Below are 21,990 nucleotides of genomic sequence, written 5' to 3'. Positions count from 1 at the left end.
CCGGCGAACGATCGATGAACGCGTCATCCGCGAGCAAGGACGCGAGAGGGGGGTTGGAGATGGGCGACGACGTCGGCACGGGCGGTCACGTTCCGGTGCTGCTCGAGCGCGTTCTGGAGCTGCTGGGCCCCGCGCTCTCCGTGCCTGATCCGGTCGTCGTCGACGCCAACCTCGGCCTCGGTGGCCACTCGGAGGCCCTGCTCGCCGCCCACCCCGGGCTGCATCTGATCGGGATCGACCGCGATCCCTTCGCCATCGACTTCTCCACGCGCAGGCTCCGCCCGTACGCCGACAGGATCACCCTCGTCCACGCCTCCTCCGCCGACCTGGCGGGCGTGCTCGCCCGCACGGGCCGCACCGCGATCAACGGGGCGCTGTTCGACCTGGGCGTCTCCTCGCCGCAGCTCGACGAGGCGGAGCGCGGTTTCGCCTACTCCTACGACGCTCCGCTCGACATGCGCATGGACACCTCGCAGGAGCTGACGGCCGAGCAGGTGGTCAACACCTACGACGCCGCGGAGCTGACCCGCATCCTGCGCGTCTACGGCGAGGAGAGATTCGCCCCGCGTGTCGCGGGGCTGATCATCAAGGAACGGGCCAAAGAGGCAATAACGTCTACGAAGCGGCTGGCGGACATCGTCCGCGAGGCGATCCCCGCCGCGACCCGGCGCACCGGGGGCAACCCGGCCAAGCGCACTTTCCAGGCTTTGCGCATCGAGGTGAACGCGGAGCTGTCCGCCCTGGAGGCGGCGCTCCCCGCGGCACTCGACGCGCTGGTGCTCGGCGGGAGAGTCGTCGTGCTCTCCTACCACTCACTCGAGGACCGGCTCACCAAGCAGGCCCTCACGGCGCGAACCAGGGACACCAGCCCTCCCGGGCTGCCCGTCCCGCTACCGGCTCACCAGCCGAGGTTCCGCCTGCTGACGAGGGGAGCGGAGCTCCCAAGCGACGAAGAGCTCGCCCGCAACCCGCGGGCGGCCTCGGCCCGGCTACGGGCGGCAGAGAGGATCCGTGTTGACGACTGAGCAGGAGACCGGCAAGGGCACGCCCGGCCGCCGCGCCGTGCCCAAGACGGGCACGCGCCGCTCGGCGACGGGGCACCAGCCCAAGCCGCGTCCCCGTCCTGACACGCGGCACGAGCCCGAGGCCAAGCGCTCGGCCGCCGAACGGGCCCGCGCCGAGGCCGCCGGGAGGCGGCCGGCCGACGAGCGCGCGCGGGCCGACGCCGACGGCACGGCGCCCGCCGCGGGCCGCGCGCGCGGCGGCGCCGGTGGTCGCGAGGCCGCTGGGCAGGCACGCGGTGCCGCGAGCCGTGAGGCCGCCGGCCGGGTGCGCGAGGCCGCAGGCCGTGAGGCCGCTGGGCGGGTGCGTGAGGCAGCCGGTCGTGAGACGGGTGAGCGCGCGCGTGAGGCCGCCGGTCGTGAGACGCCGGCCGACGAGCGGGTGCGGGGCACGGGCCGCAGGACGCCGGTCGTCGAGCGGGTTCGTGGCCAGGCCGCCGCCAGGCGGCCGCTGGGCGGTCGCGCGCGTGCCGAGGCGGCCCCGGGCCGTCCCGCGCCGCGGCGCGGTCCCGCGCGCCGGCAGCGGGCCCCGTTCGTGCTGCTCGTCGTCGGGCTGCTCTGTGGCGGCCTGGTGAGCCTGCTGCTGCTCAACACCATGCTCGCCCAGGACGCCATCACCGACGCCACCCTGCGCAAGGAGATCGCCGAGGCGCGGCTGCAGAACGAGCAGATCGACCAGGAGTACCAGCGCAAGACCCAGCCCGGCGTCATCGCCGACCTGGCCGAGAAGCAGGGCTACGACCGCGACTGGAGCGAGGTCGACAGCTGGAGCAGCGCGGGCGACCAGGCGAGCCGGGTGGACACGGAGCGGTGAGGGAATCAGGCGGCAGGGGGCAGGGTCCCGGCCGCGGCGCTGGCGGCGCCGGCTCTCAGGGAGGGCCTGGCGCCGCTCGTCGTACGCCGGGAGGTCCGGGGCGGACGGGGCGTCAGGGCGGCGCCTCCCGTTCGGACGGGGGCCGTTCCGACGGGTCGGGCCGTCCGGCGTCGCCGGAGAACCCGCCGCGACGCCCGCGCGACCCCCTCGACCTGCCGTTCGGGCGTGACACGTTCGGGCGCGACGACGACCGTGACCGGCCGGGGCGCGACTCCGGCGACAACGCGCGCGGCCGGAGCGGGCGCGACTCCGGCGACGAGCCGCGCCGCTCCCGGCAGGAGCCGGCCGACGACGCCCGCTCGCGTCCGGAGACCGGTGACGGCGCCCGCAGGCGCTCGCGCGACGGTGAGCGGCCGAGGGGGCGCGACGAGGGCGACTCCCCGCGCGGGCGCGGCGCCCAGGGCCGCGAGGACACCGACCGGCCCAGGGGGCATGGTTCCCGGGGGGCCGGCGACGAGCAGCCGAGAGGGCGTGGCTCCCGGGGGACCGACGACGGCGAGCGGCCGAGGGGGCGTGGTGGCTCCCGGGGCGGTGAGGACGACGAGCGGCTCAGGGGCCGCGTGCAGGGGCACGACGAGCGTGCCCGCGGTCGCGCGGGTGATCGGCCCGGTGATCGGCCCGGTGATCGGCCCGCAGCGTCCCGGGGCGCCGGCTCTGGAGGCGTGGCGGCTCGCGGGTCCGGCGCGCGGCGTGAGGCCGGGCGCACGGGCGCGGAGAGCGGGCGTTCCAGGGCCGAGAACGGCCGTACCGGTGCGGAGAGCGGGCGTTCCAGGGCCGAGGCCGGGCGCGGCGGGGCCGAGCCGGGCCGTGGCGGAGGCGAGGAGGCCCGGCGCAGGAGCAGGCAGGAGGACGGGCCGCAGCGCCGCGCCCAGCCGGGCGGCTCCCGGCCGGAGGCGCGCGAGCGGGTGGCCCGGCGCGGCGGTGACGTGCCGCCGCCCAGGGGCCCGCGCCGGCCGCCGCCCAGGCCGCCGCGCCCGCCGCTGGTGCTGCGGCTGGGCAGCCCGCGCAGGCGGATCAACTTCGGCCTGATCGGCATGACGTTCATCCTGTCGATCTTCGCCGGCCGGCTGATCCAGATGCAGGGCCTCGACTCCAAGGTCTACGAGGAGGCCGCGGCCGACCAGCGCCAGCACACCGAGACGATCCCGGCCAAGCGCGGCTCGATCACCGACGTCAACGGCCACGACCTGGCCGTCACCGTCGAGGCCCGCGAGGTGTCGATCGACCCCTCCAAGGTGCCCGCAGGCGTGCGCGCGAACATCGCCAAGATCCTGGCCCAGCAGCTCGGCAAGGACGAGCAGGAGATGGCCGCCAAGCTGGGCAGGACCGGCACCCACTACCAGCTCCTGGCCAGGGACGTCGAGCCCGTCGTGGCCACGCGCCTGCTGCAGCAGCGCGTGCCCGCGCTGTCGACGAAGAAGACCTACAAGCGGCTGTACCCGGCGGGCGACCTGGCGGGCAGCCTGATCGGGTTCGTCGGCGACGAGGGCAACGGCCTGGGCGGCATGGAGCAGGCCAGGAACTCGCTGCTGGCCGGGCACGACGGCGAGCAGCGCGTGGAGACCGGCCGCGACGGCCAGCGCATCCCGATGACCAGCAGCCAGCGCACCGCGCCCGTCGACGGCCAGGACGTGCGGCTGACCATCGACCGCGACATCCAGTGGGCCGCCCAGAAGTCGATCGGCGAGCAGGTGCAGAAGTCCGGGGCCGACAGCGGCACCGTGATCGTCATGGACGTGCAGACGGCGCAGATCGTCGCCATGGCCAACGCCCCCGAGCTCGACCTGAACGACTGGCGCAAGGCCCCCGAGTCCCGGTACGTCAACAAGGCCGCCGCCGACGTGTTCGAGCCGGGCAGCACCAACAAGGTGATCACCGCCGCCGCCGCGCTGGAGGCCAAGGCGGTGACGCCCGACACGGTCTACCAGGTGCCCGACCGGATCAGGTGCGCCGACCAGGTGCTGCGTGACGCGCACGCGCACAAGGTGGAGGCGCTGACGTTCCGCCAGGCGATGGCGCAGTCCAGTAACGTGGCCACGGTCATGGCGGCGCGCAAGGTCGGCAGCCAGAAGCTGTACGAGATGCTGAAGGCGTTCGGGTTCGGCTCCGCGCCGGGCGGCGGCGTGCCCGGCGCGGAGGCGGGCCTGCTGCCCGACTACCGCAAGTGGTCGGGCAGCCAGAGCTGCACGGTCGCCTACGGGCAGGGTGTTTCCGTGACGGCGCTGCAGATGGCCAGCGTCTACCAGACCATCGCCAACGGCGGCGTGAAGCTCGACCCGCAGATCGTGGCGGGCACGACGGACGCCACGGGCAGGTTCGTCCCGGCTCCTGCCGGTAAGCAGACCAGGGTGGTGAGCGAGACGACGGCCAGGGAGATCACGACCATGCTGGAGAGCGCGGTGGGCGAGGAGGGCACGGGCCAGCTCGCGGCCATCGACGGTTACCGGGTGGCGGGCAAGACGGGCACGGCCAACCGCTACGACGCCGAGCTCGGCCGCTACGACGGCTACACCGCCTCGTTCGTCGGGTTCGCGCCGGCCGACAAGCCCCGCCTGGTGGTGCTCTCGGTGGTGCAGAACCCGAAGAAGGGCCACTTCGGCGGGCAGTTGGCGGCCCCCGTGTTCAAGGATGTGATGACGTTCGCCATCAAGAGCAAGAAGATTCCTCCCACAGGCTCCGCCGCGCCGACGGTGCGTACGCGCGCCGGACAGTGACCAGGGAAGGTACGCTCTCGCCGTGCGTCCCCCGTCGTCTATGCGTCCCACGACCAGCCCGCCTCGCCCGCTGACCGGGCTCGCGACCATGCTCGACGCCGATTCGGGCACTGCGCGGTCGCCTCATGCCGCGCTGACCGGCGTCACCATCGACAGCCGCAACGTCAGGCGCGGCGACCTGTACGTAGCGCTGCCCGGCAACCGGGTCCACGGCGCCACGTTCGCCGCCGACGCCATGGCCGGCGGCGCCGTGGCCGTGCTCACCGACCGGGCGGGCCGCGACGCGGCCGTGGCCACCGGGCTGCCGGTGCTCATCGTGCCCGACCCGCGCGCCCTGCTCGGGCAGATCTCCTCCTGGGTGTACGGGCAGCCGGCCCACGACATCCAGGTCCTCGGCGTCACGGGCACCAGCGGCAAGTCCACCACCACGTTCATGCTGGAGGCGGGCCTGCGGGCCGCCGGTCACCGGGCGGGCCTGGTGGGCGGCGTCGAGATCCACGTGGGCGATCTCCGCTTCCAGCCCACGCTCACCACGCCGGAGGCTTGCGACCTGCACGGCCTGTTCGCGCTGATGCGCGAGGAGGGCGTCACCGCGGCCGCCATGGAGGTCTCCAGCCACGCGCTGGCGCTGGGCAGGGTCGACGGCATCTACTACGACGTCGCCCTGTTCACGAACCTGTCGCAGGACCACCTCGACTTCCACAAGGACTTCGAGGACTACTTCGCGACCAAGGTGAAGCTGTTCCAGCCTGAGCTGAGCCGCGCCGGGGTGACCAACCTCGACGACCGCTACGGGCGCGAGCTGCTCGGCCTGGCGAAGGTGCCGATGACCACGTTCTCGGCGCTGGGCGACCCGGAGGCCGAGTGGCGGGCGGTGGACGCCAGGCTCGGCTCCGACGGCAGCGTCTTCCGGGTGGTCGGCCCCGGCGGCGTCGAGGCCGACGCGAGCGTCGCGCTGCCCGGCCCGTTCAACGTGGCCAACGCGCTCGGCGCCATCGTCACGCTCGTCGAGGCCGGGGTGCCGCTGCACACGGCCGTGCACGGCGTCGGCTCGCTGAGCGGGGTGCCGGGGCGCATGCAGCGTGTCACGGGCGCCGGTGACGGCTTCCAGGCCGTCGTGGACTACTCGCACAAGCCGGGGGCCGTCGAGTCGGTGCTGCGCTCGCTGCGTACGGTCACGGAGGGCACGCTGACGATCGTGCTCGGCTGCGGCGGCGACCGCGACAAGGGCAAACGGCCCATCATGGGCCAGATCTCCGCCGAGCTGGCAGATGTGGCCATTTTCACGAGCGACAATCCCCGCTCCGAGGATCCGCTGGCCATCCTCGCGACGATGATGGAGGGAGCGCTCCGCGTTCCGCAGCACGACCGCGCTCATGTGATCATTGAGCCCGACCGCGCGGCCGCCATCGGCCTGGCGATCGCCCGGGCCGGGCGCGGCGACGTGATCGTCGTAGCGGGCAAGGGTCACGAGCAGGGCCAGTACGTTTCAGGCGAGGTGATCCCCTTCGACGACCGCGAAGTGGTCGCCGGAGCGATCGACGCACGCAAGGAAAGCAGGAAGCACTAATGATCCCGTTGCCGCTGGCCAGGATCGCCGAGATAACCTCGGGCGCCCTGTCGGGCATGGCCGATCCCCGCGCGGTGGTGCGCGGGCCCGTCGTGATCGACTCGCGGGCCGTAGAACCGGGATCCCTGTTCGTCGCCATCAAGGGCGCGCGGGTCGACGGTCACGACTACGCCGCGCACGCCATCCGGGCCGGAGCCGTCGCCGTGCTGGCCTCCAGGCCGGTCGAGGCGCCCGCGGTGATCGTGCCCGACGCCGCCGCCGCGCTGGCCGAGCTGGCCGCCGCGCAGGTCCGTACGCTGCCGAACGTCACCGTGATCGGCGTGACCGGCTCGGCCGGCAAGACCAGCACCAAGGACCTGCTGGCCCGGCTCACCGCCAGGGTGGGCTCCACCATCGCGCCCCAGGGCAGCTTCAACAACGAGCTCGGCCACCCGCTGACCGTGCTGCGCGCCGACCTCGACACCCGGTTCATGGTGCTGGAGCTGGCCGCGCGCAACATCGGCCACATCAAGGAGCTGACCCGCATCGCGCCGCCGCAGATCGGCGTGGTGCTCAACGTCGGCACGGCGCACCTCGGCGTGTTCGGCGGCAAGGAGGCCATCGCCAAGGCCAAGGGGGAGCTGGTGGAGTCGCTGCCGCGCTCGGGCGTGGCGGTGCTCAACGCCGACGACCCGCTGGTGCGCGGCATGGCCACGCGCACCGAGGCGCGGGTCACCTACTACGGGCGCGGCGAGTCGGCCGCGATCAGGGCCGAGGGGGTGGTGGTGGACGCGCGCGGGCGCGCCTCGTTCACGCTGCGCACCCCGTCCGGGGCCGCGCACGTGTCGCTGCAGCTCTACGGGGAGCACGCGGTCGAGAACGCGCTCGCCGCGGCGGCGGCCGGCTACGAGCTGGGCCTGCCGGTGGCCACGATCGCCGAGGAGCTGTCGGAGGCCACCCCGCGCAGCCGGTGGCGGATGGAGGTCACCGACCGGGCCGACGGCGTCACCGTGGTCAACGACGCCTACAACGCCAACCCCGACTCCATGAGGGCGGCCTTCTCGGCGTTCGAGGTGCTGGGCAAGGGGCGGCGGCGCTTCGCGGTCATCGCGGCGCTGCGGGAGCTGGGCGACGAAGGGCCCGCGCTCAACGCCGAGCTCGGCCGGCTGGCCGGCGGGGCGGGGCTCGCGGGGCTGATCGTCGCGGGGCCCGACGCCGAGCCGGTCCTGGCGGGCGCGCACGCGGCCGCCCAGGCGAGCGCCCAGCCGAGCGCTCAGACGGGCGCTCAGACGCCCACCCAAGCGGGCGTTCAGGCGGGCGGTCAGGCGGGCGCTGCGCAGGCGCCGGACGGCGCGCCTCCGGGGGCGCCCGGCTACGGCGAGCCGGTGCGGATCGTGCACGTGCCCGACGCCGAGGCCGCGGCGGCGGAGCTGGCCGTGTGGCTGCGGCCCGGTGACGCGGTGCTGATCAAGGGGCCGAGGGCGATGGGTCTGGAGCGGACGGCCGAGCTCGTGCTCGGAGGTGCCACCCAGTGATCAACATCGTCATCGCCGGCGCGGTGGGACTCGTCCTGTCGATGCTCGGCACCCCCCTGGCGATCAGGCTGTTCTCCCGGCGCGGCATCGGTCAGAACGTCCGCGAGGAGGGCGTGCAGGCCCACCTCGGCAAGAAGGGCACGCCCACGATGGGCGGCATCGTCTTCGTGCTGGCCGCGCTGCTCGCCTACGGAGCCTCCCATCTGGCCACGCTGGAGCCCCCGACCGTGTCGGGGATGCTGGTGCTGTTCCTGATGACGGGGCTGGGCGCGGTCGGGTTCCTCGACGACTTCATCAAGATCTACAAGCAGCGCAGCCTCGGCCTGCGCAGCGGTGCCAAGGCGCTCGGCCAGCTCGTCGTCGGCGCGGTCTTCGCCGTCCTGGTGACCCGCCAGCCGAACGTCTACGGCATCACCCCCGCCGAGACCCGCGTGTCGTTCCTGCGTGACATCGGCCCGTCGATCGGCATCGTCGGGTTCACCATCTGGGTGCTCATCATGATCGTCGGGTTCTCCAACGCGGTGAACCTCACCGACGGTCTCGACGGCCTGGCCAGTGGCGCGACCGGCGCCGTGCTGGCCGCGTACGTGCTGATCGGCAACTGGCAGCTGCGCAACAACTGCATCGACCAGCTCGGGCCCAACTGCTACTGGGTGCGAGATCCGCTCGACCTGTCCGTGGTGGCCGCCGCCGTGCTGGGGGCGCTGATCGGGTTCCTGTGGTGGAACGCCCCGCCCGCCCGCATCTTCATGGGCGACACCGGCTCGCTGGCCCTGGGCGGCGTGCTGGCCGGGCTGGCCATCGCCACCCGCACCCAGCTCCTGCTCATCATTCTCGCCGGTCTGTGTGTGATCATCACGCTGTCGGTCATCATCCAGGTCGGGTCCTTCAAGATGACCGGCAAACGTGTGTTCAGAATGGCCCCCCTGCAGCATCACTTCGAGCTCAAGGGCTGGGCCGAGACCACGATCGTGGTCCGTTTCTGGCTGATCGCGATCCTGTGCGCGGCGCTCGGGCTGGGGCTGTTCTACGTGGAGTGGATGCCCAAGTAATGAGTTACACCTGTGTGGCCGGGCTCGGAGTGTCCGGCACCGCCGTCGCCAAGGTGCTGGCCGCGCGCGGCGAGCGGGTCGTGGTCGTCGAGGCCGTGGAGGGCGAGCGGCAGCTCGCCGCAGCGGCCGAGCTCGCCGGGACCGGCGTGGAGACCCGGTTCGGCGAGATGACGCTGCCGGCAGGGGTGACGCGCGTGGTCACCACCGGGTGGGCGCCGCACCATCCGCTGATCGCCGCCGCGCTGAGCGCCGGGGTGGAGGTCGTCGGCGAGGTGGAGCTGGCCTGGCGGCTGCGGCCCGCGCAGGCCGCGCCCTGGCTGGCGCTCACCGGCACCAACGGCAAGACCACCGCGGTGCGCATGCTCACCTCCATCCTCCAGGCCGACGGCCGAAAGGCGCTGGCCGTGGGGAACGTGGGCGTGCCCGTCGTGCAGGCCGTCGCGGAGCCGTACGACGTGCTGGCCGTCGAGCTGTCCAGCTTCCAGCTCCACTGGTCCGGCACGCTGGCCCCGCACGCCGCGGCCATCCTGAACGTGGCGCCCGACCACCTCGACTGGCACGGGTCCATGGAGGAGTACGCCGCCGCCAAGGGCCGCATCTACGAGCGGGCCGGCACCGTGATCTTCAACGCCGACGACCCCGAGGCCGCCCGGCTGGCGGCGCCGTACTCGGGCGCTGTCGGGTTCACGCTGCGGGTGCCCAAGCGGGGCGAGATCGGCGTGGTGGAGGACCTGCTGGTGGACCGGGCGTTCGTGGCCGATCCGGTCGAGGCGGCCGAGGAGCTGGCGACGCTGGAGGACATCCGCCCCTTCGCGCCGCACAACGTGGCCAACGCGCTGGCCGCCGCCGCCCTGGCCCGCTCGCTCGGGGTGCCGTCCGAGGCCGTGAGCCAGGGGCTGCGCGACTTCGTGCCCGACCCGCACCGGCTGGCCCACGTGGACCGGATCGGCGAGGTCGACTACGTCGACGACTCCAAGGCCACCAACCCGCACGCCGCCGCGGCGGCGCTGGCGTCGTACCCGTCGGTGGTGTGGGTGGCGGGCGGGCTGCTCAAGGGCGCCGACGTCGACGACCTGGTACGCCAGGCCGCCCCCAGGCTGCGCGGCGCGGTGCTGCTGGGCGCCGATCGCGCGAGGATCGCCGAAGCCATTGCGCGACACGCGCCGAATGTCCCCCTCGTGGACATCCCCGATCGGGACACTGGTGCGATGGAAAAAGTCGTCACCGAAGCCGCGCGGCTGGCCTCCCCCGGGGACACCGTGCTGCTGTCCCCGGCGGGGGCTTCCCTCGACATGTTCGCGAACTATCCGGCGCGGGGGGAGGCCTTCGCGCGTGCCGTACGTGAGCTGAAGCAGCGACATGAGCGCGAGCGCTGAGGAGCGGGTCCGGCCGCCCGCCCCCGCCCGCGAGGGCCCGCAGGGGTGGGCGCGCGAGCAGCTCGGCACGCTGAAGGAGCTGCTCGACCGGCCGCTGACCACCTACTACCTGATCATCATGTGCAGCGCGCTGCTGCTCGCGCTGGGGCTGATGATGGTGCTGTCCGCCTCCAGCATCGAGGCGCTGCAGAAGACCGGCAGCCCGTTCTCGTGGTTCATCAAGCAGTCGCTGTCGGCCGCGATCGGCGTGCCCGTCATGTACGTGTGCTCGCGCCTGCCCGTCAAGTTCTTCCGCTGGGCCGGCTACCCGCTGATGGCGCTGTCGATCATCGCGCTGGTCATGGTGCTGTTCATCGGCTCCTCGGAGCTGGGCGCGCAGCGGTGGATCTACATCGGCCCGCTGACCATCCAGCCGTCCGAGCCGGCCAAGCTCGGGCTCGTCCTGTGGGGCGCCGACCTGCTGGCCAGGCGGGCGCGGCAGGGCCGCATCGAGTGGCGGCAGATGCTGATCCCGCTCATGCCCGGCACCGCGATCCTGGCCGTCATGGTCATGCTCGGCCGCGACCTGGGCACCACGCTGGTCCTCTTCATGATCTTCCTGTCGCTGCTGTGGGTGGTGGGGGCGCCGATCAAGCTGTTCGGCGGCATCATGGCGCTGGCGGTGCTGGCCGCGGTCATCATGATCAGGGTGGAGCCGTACCGGATGGCGCGCATCGGCGCCTTCCTCGACCCGTGGGCCGACGCGCAGGGCGCCGGCTACCAGGCCGTCCAGGGGCAGATCGCGATGGGCTCGGGGAGCTGGTTCGGGCTGGGCCTGGGCAGCAGCCGGCAGAAGTGGAGCTGGCTGCCGCACGGCGAGAGCGACTTCATCTTCGCCATCGTCGGTGAGGAGCTCGGGCTGATGGGCACGCTGATGGTGGTGGCCCTGTTCGGGCTGCTCGGCTACGCGGGGCTGCGCGTGGCCGTCCGGGTGAACGACGCCTTCATCAGGCTGGCCGCCGCCGCCATGGTGGCCTGGATCGTCGGGCAGGCGACCGTCAACATGGGGGCCGTGCTGAGCGTGCTGCCGATCACCGGCATCCCGCTCCCGCTGGTCTCGTACGGCGGCTCCGCGCTCCTGCCCACCCTCGCCGCGCTCGGCATGCTGCTGTCGTTCGCCAAGCGAGAGCCAGGGGCGCGTGAGGCCTTGGCGGCTCGTGGCCCCGGACCGGCCGCCCGGGCCCTAAGCTGGCTTGGCCTGGGGGGCACGTCCAGAGGCCGAGCGACACGTTAGGGAGTGACCGAGATGAGGGTGGTCCTCGCCGGTGGGGGGACAGCCGGGCACATCGAGCCCGCGCTCGCCCTTGCGGACGCGCTGCGTCATCTTGACGGGAGCGTCGGCATCACCTGCGTGGGCACGGAGCGCGGCTTGGAGACGCGGCTCGTGCCTGCCAGGGGCTACGAGCTGGAGCTGGTGCCGGCCGTGCCGCTGCCCAGGGCGATCACTCCGAGCCTGCTCACCGTGCCCGGCAGGCTGGCCGGGGCGATCAACGCCACCGCGGCGATCCTCGACCGGGTCAAGGCCGACGTCCTGGTCGGTTTCGGCGGGTACGTGGCGACCCCCGCCTACCTGGCGGCCAAGCGGCGCGGCGTGCCGATCGTCGTGCACGAGGCCAACCCGCGCCCCGGCCTGGCCAACCGGCTGGGCGCGCGGCTGACCGACCACGTCTTCAGCGGCTTCCCCGACGCGGCGCTGCCCAAGGCCGAGTTCATCGGCACGCCGTTGCGGCGCGACATCGTCACGCTCGACCGGCTGTCCACGGGCGACAAGGCGCGCTCGTGGTTCGGGCTGGAGAACGACCGGCCGACGCTGCTGGTGTTCGGCGGCTCGCAGGGCGCCAGGTCGATCAACGAGGCGGCGCTCGCCGCCGCCCCCGTGCTGCGCCGGGCGGGCGTGCAGGTGCTGCACGTGCTCGGCCCGAAGAACACCGTCGAGCGCGAGCCGCCGCCCGGCGACCCGCAGTACGTCCTGCTGCCCTACATCGACCGCATGGACCTCGCCTACGCCGCCGCCGACCTGGCCCTGTGCCGCAGCGGCGCGCTGACCTGCGCGGAGCTGACCGCGGTGGGGCTGCCCGCCGCGTACGTGCCGCTGCCGTACGGCAACGGCGAGCAGCGCATCAACGCCGAGCGCATCACCGCCGGCGGCGGCGGCCTCATGGCCGACGACGCCGAGTTGTCACCCGAATGGATCATCCACAACGTGCTGCCCGTCCTCCACGACCCGGAGCGGGTCGCCGTCATGTCGGAGGCCGCCTCCAGACTGGGGAGGAAGGACGCCGATATCATGCTTGCCAGGAAAGTGTTGGAGATAGCCCGATGAGTCTCGTGAAGCTGGTCGATCCCGTGTCCGTCGAAGAGCTGGGGCGGGTGCACTTCATCGGCATCGGCGGCGCGGGGATGTCGGGCATCGCCCGCATCCTGCTCAAGCGCGGCGTGCGGGTGACGGGCAGCGACGCGCGCAGCTCCGAGCAGATCACCGAGCTGCGCGAGCTGGGCGCCACCGTGCACATCGGGCACGCCGCCTCCCACATCCGCGACGTCGACACCGTGGTCGTCTCCACCGCCATCCGCGACTCCAACCCCGAGCTGGGCGAGGCGCTCAAGCAGGGGCTGCGGATCATCCCGCGGGCCGCCGCGCTGGCCTCCGTCATGGCCGGGCGCACCGCCGTCGCCATCGCCGGCACCCACGGCAAGACCACCACCACCTCGATGCTCACCGTGGCGCTGCAGAAGTGCGGCGCCGACCCGTCCTACTGCGTGGGCGGCCAGCTCGTCACCACCGGGCTCGGCGCCGACGACGGGCACGGGCGGGTGTTCGTGGCCGAGGCCGACGAGAGCGACGGCTCCTTCCTCATGCTCGCCCCCGACATCGCCGTGGTGACCAACGTCGAGGCCGACCACCTCGACAACTACGGCGACCCGCGGGCCGTGCACGACAGCTTCGCCCGCTTCGCCGAGCGGGTCGGCTCGCTGCTGATCGTCTGCGCCGACGACCCCGGCGCGACGGAGCTGGCGCTGCGGGCCAGGGAGCGGGGGCTGCGCGTCAGGACGTACGGCGCGCAGGGCGAGGACTACCGCGTGTCCGGGGTCAGGCCCGACGGGTTCGGCACCGTCTTCACCATCGAGGGCCGGGGCGAGGTGCGGCTGGCCGTTCCCGGGGCTCACAACGCGCTCAACGCCACCGCGGTGATCGCCGTGGCCGACGAGCTGGGGCTCCCGTTCGAGGAGATCAGGGAGGGCCTGGGGGCCTTCACCGGGGCCAAGCGGCGCTTCGAGGCCAAGGGCGAGGCCGGGGGCATCGCCGTGTTCGACAGCTACGCCCACCACCCGACCGAGCTGACCGCCGACCTGAGGGCCGCCAGGGACGTCGTGGCGTCCTACTCCGGCACCGGGCGGGTCATCGCGATCTTCCAGCCGCACCTGTACTCGCGGACCCGGTTCTTCGCCGACGAGTTCGGCACGGCCCTGGGGCTGGCCGACGAGGCCATCGTGCTCGACGTCTACGGGGCCAGGGAGGACCCGGAGCCCGGGGTGTCGGGGGCCATGGTGGCGGGGCGGGTGCCGCTGCCGCCGGAGCGGGTGGCGTACGCGCCGGACCGGTCGGCGGTGCCGGGGATGGTGGCCGAGCGGGCCCGGCCCGGGGACATCGTGCTGACGATGGGCGCCGGTGACGTGACGGAGCTGGGGCCGCAGATCGTGGCGCGGCTGTCCTGAGTGCTGCCCGCCTGCGCGACGCGCGCATGCGGGCCCATGCGTGGCCGGGCGCCGACGGCGGGCGCCCGGCCTTCTCTTGCGCCGCATCCCCGCCGGCGTTCGCCTTCGGCGGCGGGCCCCGGCCCGTGCGGGGAGCGGCGGGGTTCCGGCCCGTGCGGGGAGCGGCGGGTTCCGGCTCGTGCGGGGACGCGGGGGAGCGGCGGCCCCGGCCCCGTGCGGGGACGCCGGGGAGCGGCGGGCGTCCGGCGGGGCGGGCGTTTGGGCGTGGCGCGCGGGTGTCGGGCCGCGCGTCGGCGTAGGTTCGGTGCCGACATGAGCCGCGTTCGGTGGGAGGGCGATGAAGGCGCGCACGGCGTTCCTGGTGTTGCTGACGGCAGGGGTGGTGGGCTCGGCCGCGTGGCTGGTGTTCTTCTCGCCCGTGCTGGGAGTGCGTTCGATCGAGATCGTGGGAAATCTCACAGTCCCCAGCGAACGGATCGAGCAGCAGGCCGGCGTGGCGGACCTGCATCCTCTGGCGACCGTGAACCTCGCCGACGTCGAGACCCGCGTCCTGGGCATCAGACAGCTCGCCTCGGCCAAGGTCGACCGGATCTGGCCCGGCACCCTCAAGATCGAGGTGGTGGAGCGCCGGCCGGTCGCCGCCGTCCAGGCGGGCGACAAGGTGGCCATCGTCGACGGGCAGGGCGTGGTGATCGAGCTGAAGTCGGCCGTCCCGCCCATGGTGCCGCTGCTCAAGGTGGACCGCCCGCAGCAGGGCGACCCGGCCATGATGGCCGCGCTCAAGGTCATCGAGGCGGTGCCCGACGAGGTGGCGGCCAAGGTCAGGCAGGTGCGCGCGGGCACGGCCGAGGGCGTGACGCTGGTGCTGTCGGACGGCCGTACCGTCATCTGGGGCGGCCCGGACCGGCCCGAGGAGAAGGGCCGCATCCTGAGCTCGCTGCTCAGGCGCGAAAGGTCGGTCACCCTGTACGACGTCAGCTCGCCCGACGTGGTGACCCTGAAGTGATCGTGATCGTCAGGGTCTGGCAACTCAGGGGCAAGGGCATGGCCGAGCCTGTGCGAGGCGGGGGCCGCGGCGTGAGAGCCTGTAAGCCGGACTTTCGGCGAAGGAGGGCCGCCACCAGGCGCGACTGCGGAGCGAAACGGACAGCCCGCGACACGCCGGACGTGCTTGCGGCGCGGTTAGTTGACCCGCCTGGAGCGTAACTCCTACTGTCCGTATCAATCCTCAGGTTGACATAAATCTAAATCTCAACCTGAGGTTGAGAGTTACCCGAACTGACAAAAAGCGGAGACGATCCGCACCGAAATGGCAAGTCAACGAGCGGAAAGGCCCCTCGTCGTGGCAGCACCGCAGAACTACCTCGCGGTCATCAAGGTCGTCGGCATCGGCGGCGGCGGAGTCAACGCCGTCAACCGGATGATCGAAGAGGGACTCAAGGGCGTCGAGTTCATCGCGATAAACACCGACGCCCAGGCGCTGCTGATGAGTGACGCCGATGTGAAACTCGACGTGGGCCGCGAGCTCACGCGCGGACTGGGCGCGGGCGCCAACCCCGACGTCGGCCGTAAGGCCGCCGAGGACCACCGTGAGGAGATCGAGGAGGTCCTCAAGGGGGCCGACATGGTCTTCGTCACGGCGGGCGAGGGCGGCGGCACGGGCACGGGCGGCGCACCCGTCGTGGCCAACATCGCCAGGTCGCTCGGCGCGCTCACCATCGGTGTCGTGACCAGGCCCTTCAGCTTCGAAGGACGGCGCAGGGCGTCGCAGGCGGAAGCCGGCATCGAGACCCTGCGCGACGAGGTCGACACCCTCATCGTGATCCCCAACGACCGGCTGCTGTCGATCTCGGATCGGCAGGTGAGCGTGCTCGACGCGTTCAAGGCCGCCGACCAGGTGCTGCTGTCCGGTGTCCAGGGCATCACCGACCTGATCACCACCCCTGGTCTGATCAACCTCGACTTCGCCGACGTGAAGTCGGTCATGTCGGGCGCCGGCTCGGCCCTCATGGGCATCGGCCACGCGCGCGGCGACGACCGCTCCGTGGCGGCGGCCGAGATGGCCGTCTCCAGCCCGCTGCTGGAGGCCAGCATCGACGGCGCGCACGGCGTGCTGCTGTCGATCGCGGGCGGCTCCGACCTCGGCCTGTTCGAGATCAACGAGGCGGCCCAGCTCGTCTCCATGGCCGCCGCGCCCGACGCGAACATCATCTTCGGCACGGTCATCGACGACGCCCTCGGCGACGAGGTGCGCGTGACCGTGATCGCCGCGGGCTTCGACGACGTGCCGGGGCCGGCGGAGAAGCAGGCGCCGCGCCCGGTGGGCCGCGCGCCCGCGCCGCCGCCCGCCGCGGCTCCCGTCTCGCCTCCGCGGCCGAGCGCGGCCGCCCCGAGCGTGAAGTCGGAGCCGCCCGCGCCGCGCCCTGAGGTGCGTCCTGAGCCCCGTCCCGAGCCGCGCGCGGAGTTCAGGCCCGAGCCGCGCCCCGAGCCCCGTCCCGAGCCGCGCGCGGAGTTCAGGCCCGAGCCGCCTCGGCCCGAGCCGGTGCGCCCGGTAGAGCCGGTGCGCGAGGTGCCCCGCGAGGCCGTGCGCGAGACGGTGCGCGACTCGCTGCGTGACACCGGGCCCGGCGACGACCCCGCGGACGAGCCGTCCGGCCCCGTCTCGATCCCCCGGCCCGCGCCCGAGCCCGCCAACCCGCCCACGCCCATCACCTCCCGCATGTCGGAGCCCCCCAAACGTCCTCGGGTGATCTTCGAGGAGCAGGAAGAGGAACTCGACGTTCCCGACTTCCTCAAGTAGCCGTCAAGTACCCGCGCCTGACGCCGCTCCCCACAGGGACACGGGAGCGGCGCCGTCGTGCGTACGGGGTGCCGGCGAGGACACCCGAAGTGAGGGGGAGGGGAAGAGTCACGTGAGAAGGGACGAGATCGCCGCCGGTCTCGCCGAGGTCGACGCGCGCATCACCGCGGCGTGCCACGCGGTGGGCCGCGACCGGGGCGAGGTCACGCTGATCGCCGTCACCAAGACGCGTCCGGCCGAGGACGTGCGCATCCTGGCCGAGCTGGGCGTGCGCGACGTCGGCGAGAACCGCGACCAGGAGGCCGCCCCCAAGGCGCACGAGCTCACCGGCCTCCCGCTGACCTGGCACTTCGTCGGCCAGTTGCAGACCAACAAGGTGCGCTCCGTGGTCGGCTACGCCGACGTGATCCACTCCGTCGACCGGGTCAGGCTGGTGGAGGCCATCAGCGGCGAGGCCGTGCGCCAGGGCCGCCGGGTCGGCTGCCTGGTGCAGGTCTCGCTCGACGACGATCCCGCCAGGGGCGGCGTGGCCCCCGCCGGCCTGCTGGAGCTCGCCGACGAGATCGCGCTGACCGAGGGCGTGTGGCTGGGCGGCGTCATGGCGGTGGCGCCGCTGGGCGAGGAGCCCGCCAAGGCCTTCGCCCGGCTGCGCGAACTGGCGCTGCGCCTCCAGGAGCAGCACCCGCGCGCCACCATGATCTCGGCCGGGATGAGCGAGGACCTCACGGAGGCCATCGCCTACGGCGCGACACACGTGCGGGTCGGTACGGCGTTGCTCGGTCGTCGCAAGCCCTTCGTCAGGTAATGTCCCCTCAAGTGGGTCTTCAGGCCCATGACCAAGTAGAGGTCGATCAGCGGTGAGCTCCAAGGGGGTACGGCTACCGCCTCGGACACGGCGACGGGCCCGAGCGAGTGCGACCATGAGCAGGAGGACGACGTAGCGATGGCCGGCGCGATGCGCAAGATGGCGGTCTACCTCGGTCTCGTGGAGGACGACCGCTACGAGAGGTACGAGACCTACACCGACGACTACACCTACGACGACGAGGTGCAGCGGCCCGGCGAGGAGCGTGCCGTGGCGGTCCAGGAGCGCGAGGACGAGCCCGACGCCGGGGCGCCCGCACCGAGGCCCACCACGACGATCCTGGAACGCCGCACGACCGATCTGGCCCGCATCACCACCCTGCACCCCCGCACGTACAACGAGGCCCGCACCATCGGAGAGCACTTCCGCGACGGCACCCCGGTCATCATGAACCTGACCGAGATGGTTGACAGTGACGCCAAACGGCTCGTTGATTTCGCGGCAGGTCTGGTCTTTGGCCTACACGGCAGCATTGAACGTGTTACCAACAAGGTGTTCCTGTTGTCCCCTGCCAATGTCGAGGTGACTGCCGAGGACAAGGCTCGAATCGCGGAACGCGGGTTCTTCAATCAGAGTTAGAGTCTCTGTATGCCTATCGGACCCAACCCGGTCTCGCCGAGGCCGGGCGGGCACATCAGAAGTGGAGGCGCGGCCGGGCCGTGGAGATCATCGGTGGGATCTTGGTCGTTGTCCTGTCTCTCTACTTGGTGCTGCTCATCGGCAGGATGATCTTTGAGACGGTGCAGGCGTTCGCCCGCCAGTGGCGGCCTTCCGGTGTCGTCCTGGTGCTGGCGGAGGCCACATACACCGCAACTGACCCACCCCTCAAGTTCCTCCGCCGTTTCATTCCTCCGCTCCGGTTGGGTACGGTGGCCTTTGACCTAAGCTTCACTGTCCTGTTCATCGTGGTCCTGATCTTGATTCAGATCGCCGGATCGCTCGGTCCGCGATGAACGGTGCCTGTGGGGCGCCGGTCGTGATCCAACTCGTGTCCGCGCTGAGGTGATTCGGGTTACCGTCCTCCGGACAGACTCCAAGCGCGCCAAGGAGACCAAAAAATGCCGCTGACGCCCGCTGATGTGCGGAACAAGCAGTTCAGTACCACCCGGCTGCGGCCGGGCTACGACGAGGAAGAGGTCGACGCCTTCCTCGACGAGGTGGAGGCTGAGCTCGACCGCCTGATCCAAGAGAACGAGGAGCTCCGCGCCAAGCTGGCCGAGTGCCTGCGCGGGAAGGTGCCGGGCGGCATGAACATGCCCATGGCCTCCGCCCCGGTCCAGGAGCAGCCCAAGCCCGAGATGATGGCGCCGCCGCAGCCGGAGCCCATGCGGGCCCCCGAGCCGCCGCCGATGCAGCAGCAGCCGCCGGTCCCCGTGGCGATGAGCATGCCTCCCGCCGAGGACAACATGGACACCGCGGCCCGCGTGCTCGCGCTCGCCCAGCAGACCGCCGACCAGGCGATCTCCGACGCCCGCCGGGAGGCGGACGAGACGGTCACCCGCGCCCGCCGCGAGGCCGACGAGATCCTCACCAAGGCCCGCCGCCAGGCCGAGCAGGTCATCGGCGACGCCCGCGCCCGTGCCGAGACGCTCGAGCGCGACGCGCAGGAGCGTCACCGCCAGGCCATGGGCTCGCTGGTGCAGACCCGTGACGAGCTCGAGCGCAAGGTCGAGGAGCTGCGCAGCTTCGAGCGCGAGTACCGCAGCCGCCTCAAGCTCTACCTGGAGAACCAGCTCGCCGAGCTGAACGTCTCCGCCGAGGGCAGCGGTGGCTTCCCGGTGATGTCCGGTGGTCCGCAGGGTCAGGCTCCCGCCATGTCGCACGCCGTGCCTCAGGGTGGCCAGCAGCCTCTTCCCGGTGGTCCGAGCCCGTTCGGTGGCGAGGCTCCGCAGGGCGCCTTCCCCGGCGGTGACGGTCCGCACAACGACCGCCGGTAAAGTAGCGGGTCACTAGGACCTGACACTCGAAAGAGCCCCCTGTGATCCTTATCAGTGCTGGTTTGGTGCTCGCGGCAGTGGTTCTGCTGATCGCGGGCTTCGTACTGGCGAAGCCGTTCCTGATCATGTGGTCCATCGTGGTCAGCGTGCTGTCCGCGCTGTTCCTGGTGATCGGGGCGTTCCTGCGGCGGAACGAGCTTTTTCCCGGAGGTGGGCAGGCCGCTGCGCCGGCCACCCCCCCGAAGGGGCTCATGCCGTCCGCGCCGCCGTACAACCAGACCGCTCCGATGGTTCACCCGCAGCACCCGCAGCCGCGGCAGCCTCCGCAGGCGCATCCCCACGCGCCGCAGCGTACGGCGACCGCACCGGGCCCCGTCCCGCGCAGGCCCGCGCCGACCGGCATCTCGCCGGATGCGATCGTGCTGGTGATCCCCGGGCGCAAGCGCTACCACGTGCCGGGCTGCAGGCAGCTGATCGGCCGGGATCACGAGGAGCTCACCCACGAAGAGGCGCGCGAGGAGGGCTTCACGCCCTGCACGGCGTGCCTTCCGGACGCAGCGCTCGGCGGGCGGCAGCTACCGCCTGCCGCCGACCCCGAGCCCGCCGTCACCCCCGGCCCCGCCGCCGACGTTCCCACGGCGAGCCGGGCCGAGACCTCCGCGGAGACCCGCGACGTACGTCCGCCGGTCGCCCCGCCGAAGCCCGACACGAAGGCTTCCACCCCCAGCCCGGAGCCTGCCGCCTCCCACGAGGAGGAAGGCGCCACCGGGTGGTTCGGCCGCCCCTCCGCCGCCCCCGCGGGCCAGGCCAAGGCCACCTCTCCGTCCGCCGCCCCCGAGCCCGGCTCGGATGACGAGCAGGCGGACGACGCACAGACTTCCTACTTCCGGCCGCCGCCCTTCGCGCGCCAGGCCGGCTCCTCCTCCGGTGAGCCCGGTCCGGGCCCGGACGAGCCTTCTTCCTCTTCCTCTTCCTCCTCCTCCGACGAGACGGAGACGTCGCCGGGCAACCCCCGGCCGGTGGGCAAGCCCCAGCGGCCCGCCGCCACCACCCGCAGTCCCGAGCAGCCGGGCGGGCCGGGCGCCAAGCCCGTGGCCGGGCAGCCGGGCACGAAGCCCGCGGTCGGGCAGCCGGGTGCCAAGCCCGAGAGCAGGCCCGCGCAGTCCGGCACGACGCCGGGTGTGAGGTCCGGGGAGGCCGGCGCGAGGCCGGGGCAGGCCGGTTCGACCTCCGACCCGAGGCCCGGGCAGGCCGGCGCGAGGCCGGGGCAGGCCGGTTCGGCGTCCGGAGCCAGGCCCGGGCAGCCGGGTGCGAAGGCCGAGAGCAGGCCCGGGCAGGCCAACGGCACGTCCGAGCGGCCCGGTGCCGGTGCGGGGCAGGCGGGTGGCAAGCCGCAGACGCCCGATGCCAAGCCGGAGAGCGCCGGCGCGAAGACTCCAGCGGCCGGCGCGAAGGCTCCGGCCGAGGGCGCGAAGAGCCCGACGGCCGGTGGCAAGCCTCAGACCTCGGGTGGCAAGCCTCAGACTCCCAGCGGTGAGCCTCAGACGGCCGCCGGTAAGGGCGGGCCGGCGGGCAGGCGTGTCGAGGACGATGACGTGTCGGGGCCCGCGACGGCGCCGCAGCCGCGGGTGACCGCGTCCGGGATGCCTGTCGAGCCGACGGGTGGTGGCGCCAAGCGTCCGTCCGGGGCTGGTGAGGAGTCGCCGTCGTCCGGGGAGACCGCGATCCTGCACGAGCGGCCCGCATCCTCGGCCGAGTCGACGGCCAAGCCCAAGGGGCCGCTGCCTCCGGGTGCTCCGGCCAAGCCCTCGGCCGCCAAGCCCGCCGCCGTCCCCGGGAAGACCACATCCGAGCGGCCGCCTGCGCCCAAGTCCGGGGTCGCCAAGGGGGAGCCGCCGCACAGCGCGGAGAGCCCCACGGGCGGCGCGGCCGGTAAGGGCGACGAGCCCGGCAAGGGAGGCACCGGCGGCGGCAAGGGCGAGCGGCCGGGCACGGTGAAGGTCATCGTCGGCACCCGCCGCTACCACAGCACCGCCTGCCCGTTGATCCGGGGCGCGGGTGAGACCGGCGTGGAGACGATGACGCTGGCCGCGGCCGAGGCTGCCGGGCTGACGAGCTGCTCGGTGTGCCAGCACGACCGCGAGACGGTCGGCTGAGCGCCGGTCGCGCAACGGTCGCTTGTGCGCCGGTCGCGCAACGGTCGGTCCAGTGCCGAGCGCGGAGGGGCCGGCTGAGCGCTGGACGCGACCGGCTCGGCTGAGCGCCGCCTGCTGATCACGATCCCTGTCCACGGCCTCCCGCATGAAGCGGGGAGCCGCGCTGGCATGCGCGGCCCGAGACGGGGCGGGCTTCTGCCTGCCAACGCGCCCCGACGCCGGGGCGGCCGGCCGGTGGCCTTGGGCGCGAGGTCGGGTAGGCCTGATCAGCGGTGCCGGTGGGCCGGGTGATCAGGGGTGTGGGGTGCGCTGGTT

17 protein-coding genes are annotated in these 21,990 nt (G+C 72.9%); all 17 read left to right on the top strand.

Annotated elements, in window-relative coordinates:
• Positions 1-59: 59 nt before the first annotated feature.
• The 17 genes from rsmH to HD597_RS32055 all read left to right on the top strand — a co-directional run bounded on the left by rsmH (position 60) and on the right by HD597_RS32055 (position 21,675).
• Positions 60-1,025, top strand: coding sequence for a 16S rRNA (cytosine(1402)-N(4))-methyltransferase RsmH (gene rsmH / locus HD597_RS32135; RefSeq protein WP_253746899.1), 966 nt, complete (start codon positions 60-62; stop codon positions 1,023-1,025).
• A complete protein-coding gene (locus tag HD597_RS32130) occupies positions 1,015-1,875 on the top strand; it encodes a hypothetical protein (RefSeq protein WP_253746898.1) in 861 nt (286 codons plus the stop codon). Before rsmH ends, HD597_RS32130 begins: the two co-directional genes overlap by 11 nt.
• A gap of 1,043 nt (positions 1,876-2,918) precedes the next feature.
• Entirely contained in the window at positions 2,919-4,649 is a 1,731-nt protein-coding gene (locus HD597_RS67360; RefSeq protein WP_465263954.1) for a peptidoglycan D,D-transpeptidase FtsI family protein, read from the top strand.
• A gap of 40 nt (positions 4,650-4,689) precedes the next feature.
• Positions 4,690-6,219 (top strand): UDP-N-acetylmuramoyl-L-alanyl-D-glutamate--2,6-diaminopimelate ligase, encoded by a 1,530-nt coding sequence (locus HD597_RS32120; RefSeq protein ID WP_253746896.1) that lies wholly within the window; start codon positions 4,690-4,692, stop codon positions 6,217-6,219.
• Entirely contained in the window at positions 6,219-7,733 is a 1,515-nt protein-coding gene (locus tag HD597_RS32115) for a UDP-N-acetylmuramoyl-tripeptide--D-alanyl-D-alanine ligase (RefSeq protein ID WP_253746895.1), read from the top strand. Before HD597_RS32120 ends, HD597_RS32115 begins: the two co-directional genes overlap by 1 nt.
• Complete coding sequence (mraY, locus tag HD597_RS32110; protein WP_253746894.1) at positions 7,730-8,785, top strand: phospho-N-acetylmuramoyl-pentapeptide-transferase; 1,056 nt, start codon at positions 7,730-7,732, stop codon at positions 8,783-8,785. The genes HD597_RS32115 and mraY overlap by 4 nt, the downstream gene beginning before the upstream one ends.
• Positions 8,785-10,161 (top strand): UDP-N-acetylmuramoyl-L-alanine--D-glutamate ligase, encoded by a 1,377-nt coding sequence (murD, locus tag HD597_RS32105; RefSeq protein WP_253746893.1) that lies wholly within the window; start codon positions 8,785-8,787, stop codon positions 10,159-10,161. Before mraY ends, murD begins: the two co-directional genes overlap by 1 nt.
• Positions 10,145-11,434, top strand: coding sequence for a putative lipid II flippase FtsW (gene ftsW / locus HD597_RS32100; RefSeq protein ID WP_253746892.1), 1,290 nt, complete (start codon positions 10,145-10,147; stop codon positions 11,432-11,434). Before murD ends, ftsW begins: the two co-directional genes overlap by 17 nt.
• Before the next feature lie 12 nt (positions 11,435-11,446).
• Entirely contained in the window at positions 11,447-12,523 is a 1,077-nt protein-coding gene (murG, locus tag HD597_RS32095; RefSeq protein ID WP_253746891.1) for an undecaprenyldiphospho-muramoylpentapeptide beta-N-acetylglucosaminyltransferase, read from the top strand.
• Positions 12,520-13,917 carry a UDP-N-acetylmuramate--L-alanine ligase gene (murC, locus tag HD597_RS32090; RefSeq protein ID WP_253746890.1) on the top strand — a complete coding sequence of 466 codons (1,398 nt, stop codon included), beginning with the start codon at positions 12,520-12,522 and terminating at the stop codon, positions 13,915-13,917. Before murG ends, murC begins: the two co-directional genes overlap by 4 nt.
• 337 nt (positions 13,918-14,254) lie before the next feature.
• Positions 14,255-14,923 carry a cell division protein FtsQ/DivIB gene (locus HD597_RS32085; protein WP_253746889.1) on the top strand — a complete coding sequence of 223 codons (669 nt, stop codon included), beginning with the start codon at positions 14,255-14,257 and terminating at the stop codon, positions 14,921-14,923.
• Between the two features lie 336 nt (positions 14,924-15,259).
• Positions 15,260-16,717, top strand: coding sequence for a cell division protein FtsZ (gene ftsZ / locus HD597_RS32080; RefSeq protein WP_253746888.1), 1,458 nt, complete (start codon positions 15,260-15,262; stop codon positions 16,715-16,717).
• A 112-nt stretch (positions 16,718-16,829) separates the two neighbouring features.
• On the top strand, positions 16,830-17,522 hold the full coding sequence (locus HD597_RS32075; RefSeq protein ID WP_253746887.1) for a YggS family pyridoxal phosphate-dependent enzyme: 693 nt from the start codon (positions 16,830-16,832) through the stop codon (positions 17,520-17,522).
• A gap of 138 nt (positions 17,523-17,660) precedes the next feature.
• Positions 17,661-18,161: a cell division protein SepF gene (locus HD597_RS32070; RefSeq protein WP_253746886.1), complete on the top strand. Its 501-nt coding sequence runs from the start codon at positions 17,661-17,663 to the stop codon at positions 18,159-18,161.
• 80 nt (positions 18,162-18,241) lie between these two features.
• Entirely contained in the window at positions 18,242-18,535 is a 294-nt protein-coding gene (locus HD597_RS32065; protein WP_253746885.1) for a YggT family protein, read from the top strand.
• Between the two features lie 105 nt (positions 18,536-18,640).
• Positions 18,641-19,519 carry a DivIVA domain-containing protein gene (locus HD597_RS32060; protein WP_148434854.1) on the top strand — a complete coding sequence of 293 codons (879 nt, stop codon included), beginning with the start codon at positions 18,641-18,643 and terminating at the stop codon, positions 19,517-19,519.
• Between the two features lie 77 nt (positions 19,520-19,596).
• Complete coding sequence (locus HD597_RS32055; protein ID WP_253746884.1) at positions 19,597-21,675, top strand: hypothetical protein; 2,079 nt, start codon at positions 19,597-19,599, stop codon at positions 21,673-21,675.
• Positions 21,676-21,990: the final 315 nt, after the last annotated feature.

Origin of the sequence: Nonomuraea thailandensis, from assembly GCF_024172165.1 — a bacterium.
Classification (GTDB): domain Bacteria; phylum Actinomycetota; class Actinomycetes; order Streptosporangiales; family Streptosporangiaceae; genus Nonomuraea; species Nonomuraea thailandensis.
Note: the sequence above shows the minus strand (reverse complement) of the source record. Positions and strands in the feature narration are given on the sequence as shown.

Coding starts and splice junctions, on each gene's coding strand:
- rsmH (WP_253746899.1), top strand. CDS start 60: ATGGGCGACGACGTCGGCACGGGCGGTCACGTTCCGGTGCTGCTCGAG.
- HD597_RS32120 (WP_253746896.1), top strand. CDS start 4,690: ATGCGTCCCACGACCAGCCCGCCTCGCCCGCTGACCGGGCTCGCGACC.
- HD597_RS32115 (WP_253746895.1), top strand. CDS start 6,219: ATGATCCCGTTGCCGCTGGCCAGGATCGCCGAGATAACCTCGGGCGCC.
- murD (WP_253746893.1), top strand. CDS start 8,785: ATGAGTTACACCTGTGTGGCCGGGCTCGGAGTGTCCGGCACCGCCGTC.
- ftsW (WP_253746892.1), top strand. CDS start 10,145: ATGAGCGCGAGCGCTGAGGAGCGGGTCCGGCCGCCCGCCCCCGCCCGC.
- murG (WP_253746891.1), top strand. CDS start 11,447: ATGAGGGTGGTCCTCGCCGGTGGGGGGACAGCCGGGCACATCGAGCCC.
- murC (WP_253746890.1), top strand. CDS start 12,520: ATGAGTCTCGTGAAGCTGGTCGATCCCGTGTCCGTCGAAGAGCTGGGG.
- HD597_RS32085 (WP_253746889.1), top strand. CDS start 14,255: ATGAAGGCGCGCACGGCGTTCCTGGTGTTGCTGACGGCAGGGGTGGTG.
- HD597_RS32070 (WP_253746886.1), top strand. CDS start 17,661: ATGGCCGGCGCGATGCGCAAGATGGCGGTCTACCTCGGTCTCGTGGAG.
- HD597_RS32060 (WP_148434854.1), top strand. CDS start 18,641: ATGCCGCTGACGCCCGCTGATGTGCGGAACAAGCAGTTCAGTACCACC.